The sequence below is a fragment of the Aquidulcibacter sp. genome, from assembly GCF_044346625.1.
Classification (GTDB): domain Bacteria; phylum Pseudomonadota; class Alphaproteobacteria; order Caulobacterales; family Aquidulcibacteraceae; genus Aquidulcibacter.
In genome coordinates this window covers 69,050-83,010 of the sequence record NZ_JBIIYV010000001.1, presented here as the reverse complement: position 1 = coordinate 83,010, position 13,961 = coordinate 69,050, and the positions used below count along the sequence as shown (strand labels likewise).

The following is a 13,961-nucleotide window of genomic DNA, read 5'->3' as shown; positions in this document are numbered from 1 at the left end:
AGGTACGGCCATGCGCATCTTTGAGCCCTTGGCCACTACGAGTTTCTCGTTCCTGAAAGGGGCGAGCCAGCCCGATGAGATGGTGTGGGCAGCCCATGGCCTTGGTCTACAAGGCTTAGGCGTAGCTGATATCAATACCGTCGCTGGTGTGGTGCGGGCCCATGTAGCCGCCAAAGAAGCGGGCCTTAGACTGATTGTTGGGTCCCGCTTGGTTGATGTCGATGGATTTGAGACCGTCCTTTACCCCAAAGACCGGGTGGCTTGGGGCCGGCTAACTCGTTGCTTGACGCGTGGCAACCGCCGCTCGCGCAAGGGCACTTGCACCCTAGAGAAAGCCGACGTGCTAGAAGCTATGGAGGGCGCCTGTGCTATCCTTGTTCCGCCACCCATCCTCACCCAAGCTTGGCTAGATAAAGCCAAAGGCCACTTAGCTGACGCACCCTTGACCGCTGATCTTTATGTCGCGGCAACCCGGCCTTTTGATGGCACAGACTTTCAACGATTAGCCCAATTGGTGGGGCTGGTTAAAGGTACACGCGGGCGCTTGATTGCCACCATGGATGCGCTGCTCCACAACCCAGAACGGCGGCTTCTGGCCGATGTTCTGGCCTGTATTCGGACCAAGACCACATTGGAGGCAGCGGGCTATCTGCGTTTACAAAATAGCGAAAAATGCCTTAAAAACCCTGATGAAATCATCCGTCTCTTCAAAGGGTTTGAAGATTGTCTTCAGGTACAAAGGAAACTCTTTGACGCGATCACTTTCTCCCTTGATCAACTGGCTTATGAATATCCTGATGAAGTTGTAGCACAGGGGGAAGCCCCGATGGATAGTTTAATGCGTTTGAGTGAGTTGGGCGCGCAAGGTCGCTATCCTGATGGGGTACCAGAGCGGGTGCGGGCGGCCTTGGATCATGAATATGCGCTCATCGATCAGCTCCAATATGCGCCCTATTTTTTGACTGTTTATGACATTGTCGCTTTTGCGCGCAGCCGGGGGATTGTGTGCCAAGGCCGGGGCTCAGCGGCTAATTCGGTGGTGTGTTATTGCCTCGGCATCACCGCCGTAGACCCCATCCGTGTGGATCTATTGTTTGAGCGCTTCATCTCAGCAGAGCGGCGCGAACCCCCCGATATTGATGTCGACTTTGAGCACGAGCGCCGCGAAGAGGTGATCCAATATATCTATGACAAATTTGGCCGCCACCGGGCTGGCATTGCCGGGGTTGTGATTTCCTATCGCGGCCGCTCTTCCTTGCGGGAAGTTGGCAAGGTGATGGGGCTGAGCGGGGATACTCAAGAAGCCTTGGCCAAGTCTGTCTGGGGCTGGGGCCGGGGTGGGGTTGATCCCGCCCTCATTCACAAGATGACGGGTCTGGACATTACGAGCCCGGTGATTGCGCAGACCATGATGCTGGCCCGCACGCTGCACGGATTTCCCCGCCATTTATCCCAGCATGTCGGCGGCTTTGTCATCACGCGCGGACCACTCGATGAAGTGGTGCCAATCGGTAATGCGGCCATGCCAGACCGTACCTTTGTTGAATGGGACAAGGATGATTTGGATGCTCTGGGGATTTTGAAGATTGATGTGCTGGCCTTGGGCATGTTGACCTGTGTGGCCCGCGCCTTTGAGTTTCTAGAGCATGATTATGGCGTCCGGCTCGGCCTTGCCGATATTCCCGCCGAAGACCCCGCTGTCTATGATATGATTTGTGCGGCGGACACGGTCGGCGTGTTTCAGATTGAAAGCCGGGCGCAAATGTCGATGCTGCCCCGACTGCGCCCGCGTACCTTTTATGATCTGGTGATTGAAGTCGCCATTGTTCGCCCAGGCCCTATTCAGGGCGATATGGTCCACCCCTATTTGCGCCGTCGTCAGGGCCAAGAGAAGGTCACCTTTCCCTCTAAGGCGCTGGAAGATGTGCTTGGCAAGACCCTTGGTGTGCCCTTGTTTCAAGAACAAGCCATGCGCATCGCCATTGTTGCCGCAGGATTTACGCCCTCTGAAGCCGACCGTTTGCGCCGTGCCATGGCAACCTTTCGTAAGGTCGGCATCATCCATGAATTTGGCAAACGCTTGGTCGATGGCATGGTGGCCAATGGCTATGAGCAAGACTTTGCCGAGCGTTGTTTCCGCCAGATTGAGGGCTTTGGTGAATATGGCTTCCCTGAAAGCCATGCGGCCAGTTTCGCTTTGATTGTTTATGTGTCGGCTTGGCTGAAGAAGCATTGGCCAGAGGTTTTTCTTGCCGCCATTCTCAATGCCCAACCGATGGGCTTTTATGCTTCGGCCCAATTGGTGCGCGATGCCAAAGAGCATGGCGTAGAGGTCTTGCCGCCAGATGTCGGCTTTTCGGATTGGGACAATGCGCTGGAAGCGCGTGTCGGCCACACCCGTAAAGCCGTGCGTTTGGGCTTGCGGGAGATTAAGGGTTTCAAAGAGGCAGATGCGGCGCGCTTGATGGCGGCGCGGGCTGGGGGTGGAAGATTCCTTGATGCTGAAGACCTGAAACGGCGCGCCCGCCTGAATGGCCGGGCGATGGATTTGCTTTCCGATGGGGATGCGATGGGGAGCTTACGACTCGACCGTCGCCAAGCGCTTTGGCGCGCCAAAGGCCTGGCAGAGCATGCCTTGCCCTTGTTTGAGCATGCCAGCGAATATGGCCCAGAAGTCGATCCAGCTCTGCCAGAAATGCCGCTGAGTGAGCAGGTCGTCCACGATTACGCCCGTTTGCGCCTCAGCCTAAAGGCCCATCCGGTGTCGTTTTTCCGCGCTGAATTGGCAGAGAAGCGCTTTGTGACTTCCCAAGCGCTCAAGACCGCCCCTAATGGTGCGCGTGTGGATGTTGCGGGGCTTGTTTTGGTCCGTCAAAAGCCTGGCACAGCCAAAGGCGTGCTGTTTGTGACGCTCGAAGACGAGGATGGCTCTGCCAATATTATTGTTTGGCCCAAGATTTTTGAGCGGTTTCGTCGCGAGACTTTGGCTGCAAAATTCATGGGTATTCGGGGAAGGCTCCAGCGGGAGCATGGCGTGATTCATGTGATCGCTGACCGGGTCACGAATTTGAACCACCGTCTGGCTGAATTATCTGACGGCAGCACCACCTTCACTCAGGCCTTGGCACGCGCCGACGAGCATCAAAGCCCGCGTGAAGATCCCAAGCTGACCCAAGCCAACAATCGTGCCTTAGCTCAACAGCGGACCACGCGCGCCTTCGCCAATAGCCGCGATTTTCATTGAGAGCGGTCCCATGCCACGGAGGAAACACACACCGCCCCCCTATCGCCATCACCAAACACTATCTAAAATTGATAAATTTTACAAATGCACCAGAAGAGTGCGACACAAACGGAGACGGCGATGACTCAGATTCAAAGCCTAACTGCCGCGGTTTTACTAGAGTTGCGTGCCGCAAGGCGTGAAGGCGACCTCCATCATATTCTGACCACCTATGCCACAGCGTGTGGCTTTGGCTGGTATCAATTGGCCCCCGGGCCTCATAACCCCATGCTAAATCCCACCAGTCTGTTGAGTTTTGGCAATTTTGATCCCGTTTGGCGACGCCAATATGCCACAGAGCCCAGCTGCCGGACCGATCCGGCCCGCAATCAGGCTATTCAACGCGCAGGCTCTGTCCAGTGGCAACGCGCCTTTGCATCTGCCCGAAGCCCCGAACATCGCGACTTTGTGCAAGCCAGTCGGCTGCAAGGGTTTAAAGACGGCATCACCACGCCCGTGCATGGCCCTCAAGGCTGTGTGGCCATTATGATGTTTGCTGCGCCACGGCCGTTCCGCCTTGACCCGGATGATGAGGAGGCGCTCAGCCATATTGCTATGGCATTCTATCAGCGCGTGCGCCGCCTTACCGCAGCAGCCCTGTTTCAGCCCACAGAGTCTGCGCATCTGACCAGTCGTGAAATTGAATGTTTGCATTGGGTTTTGGAGGGTAAAACCAATTGGGAGATCGGGGTACTGACTGGGGTGACTGCGCGGACTGTCCAGTTTCATTTGGGCAATGCGTCGCGCAAATTGGGCGTGGTCAATCGGGTCCAAGCAGCTGTTCGGGCCTTGTTACGCGGTGATTTGTCTGTTCATCAGTTGAGCCAACCACGCCCTGAGATCAAATTGGAAGACCCTGTTGCTCGCCGACTTCCCAAGCCAAGCCCGCATTCACGTCAAAGTAAGACTTCGCAGGCATCTTCCGGCCAATCTGCTATCTCGTCGTTTCGTGCATGAGGGGTTTTTGCGTTGACTCACTTTTTGGCCCTTATGATGGTCGCGCTATCGGCCTCATCGCCCCTTTCTCCAGATTCACCGACAGGCCCAGCGACAGCATCTCAATCAGGTCCCGTTGTGCCAGGTCTAAGGAATGCGATTTCGACCCCGGATGGAGCGGTGCCGCTGGATTGGTCTGGGCCGGCTGCAAAACAACCTGGTCCTGACGCCAATGTGGAAGCATTTGATCCGACGGCAAGCTTGTTTGGACCGTCAAATCTATGCGTCGTTACTCCGGGGCAGCCTACACCAAGTTGCGCAGCGGCACCGGACCAAAGTCTGAAGGTCACCTCTGATGTTTTCAGCGGGGACGTGAACCCGGATTCGACCTGCCAAACGCAGGAAGATGTGCGCATCGGGGCCGATGGAAAGCCACAGCGCGTGTTTGCAACTGTGTGCGGGGATGAAGCGGATTCTTGGACCTATCGGCAACGCGCAACGCCAGCCAGTAGGGCCAATCCCAGCAAGTCCACCAATCGCGTTATTGGGCCAAATGATTTGGTCCCGCAAACGACACCCTGATTCAAACACGTTAGTCCTAAAGCCGGGCAGGGGCCTTACCGCATCTGCCCGCTTGCAACCTGCGATCAGACAGGTTTCAACAGGGCGTGTCCGATCCCCTAGCCTCCTCTCGCCCTCTGCCGTTTGAACAGGGCCCGCCGCGCTTTGATGTTGGCTTGGCACCGATTGAGCTGCAACACTGGTTGATGCCTGATGATCAGGCGTTTTGGGTCGGGCCTAAGAATGAGCTGATGGATGCTGAGTCTGAAACAGTCTTTGCCAGTATCACCGGCTCTATGCCTGGCCAGATCGAAGCGGCAGAGCTTGTTTCAAACGCCTGTGGCTTGCGCATTGATCCTGGCGAACCTCCCTTATTTGCTGCCAGTCGTTTGGTTTCAGACGACCTAGTGTTGATGGAAATGCGCGATGGGGCTTGGACGAACACGGCCCTTTGTTTGTGTAGTCCCACCTTTTTCTCGGCCCATGATGCGATTGGTAAAAGCCTGTTTGGCTTGCACCAACCTGTACCGGGCGGCGATCCAGGTCTCGGCGGTCGCATCTCACGCGTGTTCTCCCTCTTGCGCGATGAGCTTGTTCTTGAGCGACACAATTGGACAGTGCAATGGAGTGACGCACGCTATACACCCGATGGCACACCATTACGCCAAGCTGCAGGGGTAGCGGGCCTTATTGAGGCAAGGGATGCGCTTCATTTGCGGGTCGAACGTCAGACCATTCGCAGGCTGCCTGAAACGGGTGCAGTCCTATTCACCATTCGCATCCGGCTCTACAAATTGGCTGACCTCCTTGCGGAACGGGCCCTTGCCAAGGCCTTTGGTCAGGCTTGGAAAGAGGCAGCGCCTGATGTGCGGGTCTACAAGAAATGGGAAAGTCTAGAGCGCCATGTTGCGGCCTTACTTCAAAACTATGCAGGAAATCCTTGACCCTTCTGCGTGTTGCGCGTTGCGTCGCAGCGAACGTTCGCTAATGTGGTTAATTATTGGCGCTTGGCGCTCTAAATCTAAGTTGGAGCGACAGCTTGTCCGCTTTATCTGTTTCAGATAGAGCGAGCTTTGCTCTAGAACCGAGGGTCACTTGAAAGCTTCCAAAACAACCTTCTTCCTGTTTGCTGGTGTGGCGGCATCTTTGGGCAGCCTCGCCTTGGCACAAACAGCAGGGCAGAAGCAGAGTAAGTCAAAGCGCACCCAGCGTCCGCCTGTTGTTCAGAAGGTAACGCCCCCGAAGCCGGCTCCATCGCCAATTGCGGAGGTTACGGCCCCCGTGGTTGAAGTCTTGGCACCAGCCCCAGTTGCAACACCAGAACCTACCCCGCCCGCGCCCATTACCGATGAAGCGGCTCGGGAGTCCCTCAAAGCTGGAATCACTGCCAGCGCGGCTGGCGATCTTCGCCAAGCAGAGCAAGCGTTCCGCACTGTTTTGACTTTGGCGCCGCCCGGTGAAGCAGGCGATGCTGTTGCGTTAGAAGCTACTAAGCGGTTGGGCTTTTTGGCCTTCGAAAAGCGCGATCCGCGCTCGGCTGAGACTTTTTTTGGGGCAGAGGCAGTGCTGGCCCGCCGGCTTTATTTCGCGGGCAAAATCTCACCGCGCGCCTTTGCTGATTCCGTGCAGCGCTTTGCCAGCGCAACGGGCTCTATGGGCCGCTCGGGCGAGAGTGCGGCTTTGTCTTTCTACGCGCAAGAGATCAAATCGCGTGCTCAAGCCGAGGTTTCATCCCAACTACTCAATCGCGACACCAATGACCCCGCTGACAGCGTTGGCAATGTCCGCGTTGCCGCTAGCGGTCTTTGCGTTGTCGGGCGTGACCCGATCCTCAAAGATCGTGTCTCTTGCGAAGATGAAGAGGGCGCGCGCGGCGAGGCTTTGGCCCTTCAGGCTCGTCAAATCAAAGCCAGCGCCCCACCACCGCCTACCAAGGCAGAGCGGGAAGCTAAAGAAGCCAAGAATAAGGGCAAGGGCGGTTAGACCTATTTTGGGCGCGGTTTGAGAGGCTGACGCATAGGGTAAAGGCCTAAAGCCTTGATCCACAAGCCCAATGCGCCTGGATACGTTCAGGCTCTAACGGACCCAAGATCGACATGCAGGAAGCTGCGTCCATAACCTAGGCCCGTAAACCCTGCATTCACGGCAGCTTGTAGCATGCGCGCGCGTGTCTTGGCCGTTACAGCTATGTCGGCGGCGATCGCCTTAGCATGATGAAAATTCGCCACGCCGCCCACGGCAGCATTATGGCCGCGACTTCGATGAGCAGAGCGGATGGTCAAGGGTCCCATTTCCTTCCTCATGGCCTCTAAAGCATCGAGAAAGCGCGGGTCGTGAAAATACTCGCCTTTGCAATGCTTGCGACATGTACAGGCGAGCTCTTTGGGGGTGAAATGCGGCCAGCGCCAGATGAGCCGGGTAGCAGAGGGTGGGGAAGTGAAAAGGGCCATGGCGTCAATCCTAAAAACGGACGACACCATGGCCCTTTTAATCGCTCGGTCGGTTAGATTGACCGTTTAAGCCTGATCTAGCGCAGCGGAGCTGCCATAACCCGTGCTTTCGCCGCTTCATATTCAGCAGCCAAGCGGTCGACGAATTCGCCAGCGGTCGCCACTTTTTTGACCGCGCCAATGCCTTGGCCGCAGCCCCAAATATCGCGCCAAGCCTTCTTGGATTGATTGCCGCCAGAACCGAAGTTCATGGCAGATGGGTCGCTTTCAGGCAGGTTTGATGGGTCGAGGCCAGCGTTGACTACCGACGGGGCCAGGTAATTGCCATGAACGCCAGTAAACAGGTTGGAATAGATAATGTCGTCGGCGTTGCTGTCGACGATCATTTGCTTGTAGGCCTCTTCGGCATTGGCTTCAGCGGTCGCGATGAAGGCAGAACCAATATAGCCAAAGTCTGCGCCCATCGCTTGGGCTGCTAGAACAGCACCGCCATTGGCGATCGAGCCAGACACGCACAAGGGTCCGTCAAACCACTCGCGGATCTCTTGCACCAAAGCAAAAGGCGACAGGGTGCCAGCATGGCCGCCTGCACCCGCGGAAACCGCGATCAGGCCGGTTGCACCTTTTTCAACGGCCTTCTTTGCAAAGCGGTTGTTGATGATGTCGTGCAACGTGATCCCGCCATAAGACTGGATCGCTTGGTTCACGTCTTCGCGGGCGCCTAATGAGGTGATGACGACCGGCACCTTAAACTTCACGCAGGCTTCCACGTCATGCATCAGGCGATCATTGGTCTTGTGCACGATCTGGTTGACCGCAAATGGCGCGGCTGGACGGTCTGGATTTTTGTCAGTCCACTCACCCAATTCCGTGGTGATTTTGTCGAGCCATTCTTCAAGCACATGGGCAGGTCGCGCGTTAAGCGCCGGGAACGAACCCACGACGCCAGCCTTACATTGAGCAATGACCAGATCAGGGTTGGAAATGATGAAAAGCGGTGCCCCGATCACCGGGATGCGAAGGCGAGATAGAATTGCAGGTACCGACATGTGAACTCCCAGAGCAGTGTGGCAAGTGCCATTATGGCTACGTTTATGGTCCCGTCTTGGCGTGTCCTGCGCCGTGATGCAAGTAGAAGCGCACGACTAAACTGGCATTGCCCATTTTGAGCAGCGAGCCTTGCCCTAGAAGTAAAGGTGACTTTTGATCACATTTGCGCACCAATTTGCCTCAGTTCGCCCGTTAACCGCTATTTTGAGTGGACTTTGCTCATAGGGCCCAACAAGATGGGCTCTCGGCTTGGGGAAGTTGTATGAGCACGGAAAAACCCGGGGAAGATGGTTCTTTTGAACCAACGAATATATCATCGTCTGACGCAGAGGCGGATAATTCTAGTTCCGACTTAAAGATTCGGCCCGATTATGAACCCATGCAGGCAATGCCACTTGGCTTTGATAATCTAGAGACCGTTGCGATTTCCTGGGCCTTTGATGGAATTGATCGCATTTCCGACGAGCACGTGCCGTCGTGGCAAACTGACTCCGGCTATGACACCAAGGAAGAGAAAGATCGCCGTTCCAAGCGCAAACAGTTTTTGGGTGGCCTAGAGGCTGCGGGCGTCCATGGCGTGATCGTGGACCAATCCCGTCATGTTCATGCAGGCACATCAAAATGGGCTCGCCGCATTGAGGCATCGAGCACGTTGCGTTTGAAGGATGGCAGATTGACAGCCTTGGCGGCCCGCAGTGTCACCGACCTGCAAGCGGGTCTTGGCGTTTTGTATGATGGCTATCAAGGTAAGCACTTGTCTGTCCCCCTGCGGACCTTGGATGGCTGGGTCGTTGATATGGTCCGCTTATTCAAATGTGAGGCGACTTTAGGCCCCTATGTGGCGGTGCTTCTGCCCAAAACAGCGCAAGACGAAATGGCGACCATCACAGGTTTGCAAGTCTTTGCGGGACTCACCAAGTCTGAAGCCAATATCGCAACGCTATTGTCGCAGGCCCGCATGGTCGAAGAGATTGCGGCAATCCGTAAGACTTCCGTAGCCACCGTCAAAAGCCAAATCAAAGGCCTGCTGGCTAAATTGGGCTTGCGGCGGCAAGCAGATTTGGTCCGACTGGTATCTACCGCTAGGTGAGGTCTTGACGAGGCGGGCTTAGCCCTGCACTTGCCACCCTATGACTCATCCATTCGCATTGGCTTCTGGCTTCACTGACCCCGAAATTGCGCGCTGGCGGGAGCTGGCGGAGAAAGCATTGAAGGGTGCCCCGTTTGATCGCCTGATTGGGCAGACCTATGATGGCGTACCAGTCCGGCCGCTCTACACCGCAGCTGACGCGCCAAACCCAGCTGTGAGCACTGGGGTTGCTGGCCAAGCGCCTTTCATTCGAGGCGCGGAAGCAGTGCGCGATGCATTCCTGCCTTGGGACATCCGTCAAACCATTTTGAACCCCGACCCACAAGCGGCCAACCAAACCGCGCTTTACGATCTGGAACGCGGTGTATCGTCCCTTGAGTTTGTGATTGATCCTAGCGGCAATTGTGGTGTTGCCGCCGCTCGCGTTGCAGACTTTCAAGTCTTGATCAAAGGCATCTTGCTGGCATTGGCGACTGTCGCTCTTGATGCGCCTGCCGATCCGTTGGGGGCTGCGCGAGCGTTAGCCGATGCCGTGCCGCAAGGCGATCGAGTTACGGCGAAGCTTGCCTTCAATCTTGATCCCATGGCTGCCCGGATGAATGGCCAGTCTGGCTGCAGCCTTGAAGCTGCGGCAGGCTTTGCGGCCCAGATAACGAGTATCTTCCCGCGCGCCACCTGCCTGCGTGCCGATGCGCGCCCTGTTCATGAAGGCGGCGGCTCTGACGCCCAAGAACTGGCGGTATTGATTGCCTCTGGGATCGCCCATTTGCGGGCAGGTGAGGCAATGGGCCTTGGCGCTGCTGCAGTTAACTCGACCTTGCTGTTTACCCTTGCAACAGGGCCAGATGTGGTGCTGGAAATCGCCAAGCAGCGCGCTGCCCGCAGGCTATGGGCGCGGGTCTTGGACGCCTGCGGCGTCGCGGCCCCCATGCGCCTCCAAGCGGTGACGTCTGGCCGGATGCAGACCAAGCGCGATCCGTGGACGAACATCTTGCGCGCGACGTGTGCCTGCTTTGGTGCCGCAGCGGGCGGTGCCGATATAATAACTGTTCTGCCTTATTCGAGTGCCCTTGGTCTGGCTGATGAGAATGCACGTCGCATCGCCCGCAACACCCAATTGATCCTGCAGGAAGAGAGCCATCTCGGCCGTGTGACTGACCCAGCAGGTGGTGCGTGGGCGATGGAGGCTTTGGCTGAGGACTTGGCCCAAGCGGCTTGGCCCTTGGTACAAGAGATTGAACGCGCTGGCGGTCTGCCCTCTGCTTTGGATCAAGGCTTGGTGCAGGGATGGGTCGCAGAAACGCGCGCTGCCCGCACCCGCGATATCGCCAAGCGCAAGACTCAACTCATTGGCATCAACATCTATGCCAATCTGGATGAGGTTCTGGCTGCTACTCCTTCGATTTCCGCCACCACCCCACCTGCAACACCCTTAGCCGGGGCCATTCCGCCCATGCGCTTGGCCCAAGATTTTGAAGCTTTGCGAGATCGGGCTGACAGCCTAAGCCCCAAGATTTTTCTGGCGACCTTGGGCAGCCTCGCCAAGTTCAGTGCACGTGCCGGCTTTGCCCGCAATGCGATTGAAGCTGGTGGCATTAAGGCGTTGGGCGCAGACATTGCCTATCCAGATCAAGCCGCTTTGATTGCAGCGTTTAAGGCGAGCGGCGCGCACCTTGTGTGCCTGTGCGGCGATGATGCAACCTATGAGGCCGAGGCCGCCGAAGCTGCTGCAGCCCTGAAGGCCGCCGGTGCTCAACAGATTTGGTTGGCGGGCAAGTTCCAAGCCGCCAATATTGATCGCAATCTGTTTGCTGGATCGGACATTTTGGCCGCACTCACTCACGCCATCACCCTTTTGGAGGAGCCAGCATGAGCAAGCTACCGGACTTTAGCCAGTTAGAGCTTGGCACGCCGAATGTGACCTCCGCAGCAACAGGAGCGGCGAGCACTGAGACGTGGCGCACGCCCGAAGATATTTTGGTAAAGCCATCCTATGGCCCCGAAGACCTCCAAGGGCTTGACCATTTGGGCGGGCTTCCAGGTATTGCCCCCAATATACGTGGGCCCTATCCCACGATGTATGTTCAACAGCCTTGGACGATCCGCCAATATGCGGGCTTCTCGACGGCAGAAGATTCCAACGCCTTTTACCGTCGCAATCTGGCCGCTGGCCAAAAGGGCCTGTCGGTCGCTTTCGATCTGGCAACCCACCGCGGCTATGACAGCGACCACCCCCGCGTTCTAGGCGATGTTGGCATGGCGGGTGTCGCCATCGACAGCATTTATGACATGCGCACCCTGTTTGAAGGCATCCCGCTCGACCAAATGAGCGTGTCGATGACCATGAATGGCGCGGTCCTGCCAATCCTCGCGCTCTATGTCGTGGCGGCAGAAGAACAAGGCGTCAGCCCAGACAAGCTTTCTGGCACCATCCAGAACGATATTCTCAAAGAATTCATGGTTCGCAACACCTATATCTACCCTCCTGGCCCAAGCATGCGGATCATTTCGGACATTTTTGCCTTCACCAGCCAAAATATGCCCAAGTTCAATTCGATCTCCATCTCCGGCTATCATATGCAAGAAGCCGGAGCGACGGCGGACTTGGAGCTCGCTTACACCCTCGCTGACGGCCTTGATTATATCCGCGCCGGGCTGGATGTAGGATTGGATATTGATGCGTTTGCACCGCGTTTGTCCTTCTTCTGGGCGATTGGCATGAACTTCTTCATGGAAGTCGCCAAGATGCGGGCAGGGCGGGCCTTGTGGGCGCGCTTGGTCCAGCAATTCAATCCCAAAAGCGAGAAGTCCCTTGCGCTTCGCACGCACAGCCAAACCTCTGGCTGGAGTTTGACGGCGCAAGACGTGTTCAACAATGCGGTGCGCACCTGTGTTGAGGCGATGGCCGCTACCCATGGCCACACCCAGAGCCTGCACACCAATAGCCTTGACGAGGCTCTGGCCTTGCCGACCGATTTCTCGGCTCGTATTGCGCGCAATACCCAATTGGTGCTGCAAGAAGAAGCAGGCTTCTCCCGCCCGATCGATCCGTGGGGCGGCAGCTATTATGTCGAAAAGCTTACGGCCGACCTCGCCGAGCGGGCTTGGAAGCATATTGAAGAAGTTGAGGCCTTGGGCGGCATGGCGAAAGCCATCGAACAAGGCCTGCCCAAGCTACGCATTGAAGAGGCCGCCGCGAAAACACAAGCGCGTATCGATACCGGCATGCAGACCGTAGTCGGCGTCAATAAATTCCCGCTCGATGAAGTCGAGGACGTTCCCGTTCTTAAGGTCGACAATACCGCTGTGCGCATGAAGCAGCTTGAGAAATTGAAGCGCCTCAAGGCCGAACGTAATCAAGCCGATGTGGATGCGGCTTGTGCTGATCTGACGGCTGCGGCCCGCGACGGGTCTGGTAACCTGCTGGATCTCGCGATCAAGGCGGCTCGGGCGAAAGCTACGGTGGGCGAAATTTCGCTGGCTTTGGAAGATGTTTATGGTCGTCATAAAGCTGAAATCCGCATTAATTCAGGGGTCTATACCCGCGAAGCGGACCCGTCGAACCCTGTCATCCAACAAGCCCGTGAGGCGATTGCCGCTTTTGCCAAGGCCGATGGTCGCGCGCCCAAAATCCTCGTCGCCAAAATGGGCCAAGACGGCCATGATCGCGGCCAAAAGGTGATCGCAACCGCCTTTAGCGATCTGGGCTTTGACGTCGATATCGGCCCCTTGTTCGCGACACCTGAGGAGGCCGCCCGCCAAGCGGTGGAGAATAACGTCCATGTCATCGGCTTCTCTTCCCTCGCTGCAGGCCATTTGACGCTTCTACCCGCGCTTCGCCAAGCGCTCTCAGCCGAGGGCCGCAGCGACATCATGATCGTCATCGGCGGCGTCATCCCGCCAGATGATGTGCCCGTCCTCAAGCAAATGGGCGCAAGTGCCGTGTATTTGCCCGGTACGGTGATTGGCGAAGCGGTCGTTGATTTGATCGGTACGTTGAGTGGGCGCTTGGGGTATTAGGGAAATCTTCGGAACAATCTCTCTTGCGGCGGCACAGCCTGCTGCAAAGGCGTTTTGAGTGGAAACACCCCTTCACTGCCTTCGGCAGAGCTTCCCCGTAAACGGGGAAGCGGCAAGCGGAAGCAGTTGGGACGTGCCGCTTCCCCATTCATGGGGAAGCTGGCCGCGAAGGGACTGAAGGGGCTTTTCGCCACTAACACCCATAGCCCCGCGTGGAAAACCACCGGGGGTGCACCTGTAGAGGGGCCGGGGCGCGTGGTGTGCGCCAAATAGGGGGTGGGCCAGATTAACGGACTGGCCCGGAATACGACGCAAACCGTGCGCCCCGGCTGAAATAAGTCTGTGTGCCCAAGGGAAGATCATGAGCCCTCCTCGGTGGTGACATTTCCCCCGCCTGTACATGAAGACCTTTAAAGAGTGCGTTTTAAGCGCACTCAAGGAGATCCCGCGAGTTTTGATTCAAGCCTATTGAAAGACCTGACCTCCGGCTTCACACGGCAGTCGGGCTCAAGCACACCGGGCATGAGGACGAGCTAATCTTCATGAAAACACGAGGCAGCCACGTCCACCC

General features: G+C 56.9%; 10 protein-coding genes. 8 read left to right on the top strand and 2 right to left on the bottom strand.

Annotation, left to right across the window (positions count from 1 at the left end):
* Positions 1–10 precede the first annotated feature (10 nt).
* The 5 genes from ACIQ20_RS00370 to ACIQ20_RS00350 all read left to right on the top strand — a co-directional run bounded on the left by ACIQ20_RS00370 (position 11) and on the right by ACIQ20_RS00350 (position 6,763).
* On the top strand, positions 11–3,244 hold the full coding sequence (locus tag ACIQ20_RS00370) for an error-prone DNA polymerase (protein ID WP_395776304.1): 3,234 nt from the start codon (positions 11–13) through the stop codon (positions 3,242–3,244).
* Between the two features lie 120 nt (positions 3,245–3,364).
* Positions 3,365–4,240 carry an autoinducer binding domain-containing protein gene (locus ACIQ20_RS00365; protein WP_395776302.1) on the top strand — a complete coding sequence of 292 codons (876 nt, stop codon included), beginning with the start codon at positions 3,365–3,367 and terminating at the stop codon, positions 4,238–4,240.
* Positions 4,241–4,252: 12 nt separating this feature from the next.
* Positions 4,253–4,801, top strand: a complete 549-nt coding sequence (locus ACIQ20_RS00360) for a hypothetical protein (protein WP_395776300.1) — start codon at positions 4,253–4,255, stop codon at positions 4,799–4,801.
* Between the two features lie 86 nt (positions 4,802–4,887).
* Complete coding sequence (locus ACIQ20_RS00355; RefSeq protein WP_395776298.1) at positions 4,888–5,724, top strand: heme-dependent oxidative N-demethylase subunit alpha family protein; 837 nt, start codon at positions 4,888–4,890, stop codon at positions 5,722–5,724.
* 151 nt (positions 5,725–5,875) lie between these two features.
* Positions 5,876–6,763, top strand: a complete 888-nt coding sequence (locus ACIQ20_RS00350) for a hypothetical protein (RefSeq protein WP_395776296.1) — start codon at positions 5,876–5,878, stop codon at positions 6,761–6,763.
* An 86-nt stretch (positions 6,764–6,849) separates the two neighbouring features.
* On the opposite strand, the gene ACIQ20_RS00345 is transcribed toward ACIQ20_RS00350, so the two are convergent.
* Both ACIQ20_RS00345 and ACIQ20_RS00340 read right to left on the bottom strand, forming a co-directional pair.
* The gene (locus ACIQ20_RS00345; RefSeq protein WP_395776294.1) at positions 6,850–7,230 is read right to left on the bottom strand and encodes a D-Ala-D-Ala carboxypeptidase family metallohydrolase; all 381 of its coding nucleotides are present in this window, start codon (positions 7,228–7,230) and stop codon (positions 6,850–6,852) included.
* 77 nt (positions 7,231–7,307) lie between these two features.
* Complete coding sequence (locus ACIQ20_RS00340) at positions 7,308–8,279, bottom strand: NAD(P)H-dependent flavin oxidoreductase (protein WP_395776292.1); 972 nt, start codon at positions 8,277–8,279, stop codon at positions 7,308–7,310.
* Positions 8,280–8,542: 263 nt separating this feature from the next.
* On the opposite strand from ACIQ20_RS00340, the gene ACIQ20_RS00335 reads away from it, so the two are divergent.
* The 3 genes from ACIQ20_RS00335 to scpA are packed head-to-tail and all read left to right on the top strand — an operon-like array spanning position 8,543 to position 13,390.
* The gene (locus ACIQ20_RS00335; RefSeq protein ID WP_395776290.1) at positions 8,543–9,370 is read left to right on the top strand and encodes a helix-turn-helix transcriptional regulator; all 828 of its coding nucleotides are present in this window, start codon (positions 8,543–8,545) and stop codon (positions 9,368–9,370) included.
* Between the two features lie 40 nt (positions 9,371–9,410).
* Positions 9,411–11,243, top strand: coding sequence for a methylmalonyl-CoA mutase family protein (locus tag ACIQ20_RS00330; protein ID WP_395776288.1), 1,833 nt, complete (start codon positions 9,411–9,413; stop codon positions 11,241–11,243).
* Complete coding sequence (gene scpA / locus ACIQ20_RS00325) at positions 11,240–13,390, top strand: methylmalonyl-CoA mutase (protein WP_395776286.1); 2,151 nt, start codon at positions 11,240–11,242, stop codon at positions 13,388–13,390. The genes ACIQ20_RS00330 and scpA overlap by 4 nt, the downstream gene beginning before the upstream one ends.
* Positions 13,391–13,961: the final 571 nt, after the last annotated feature.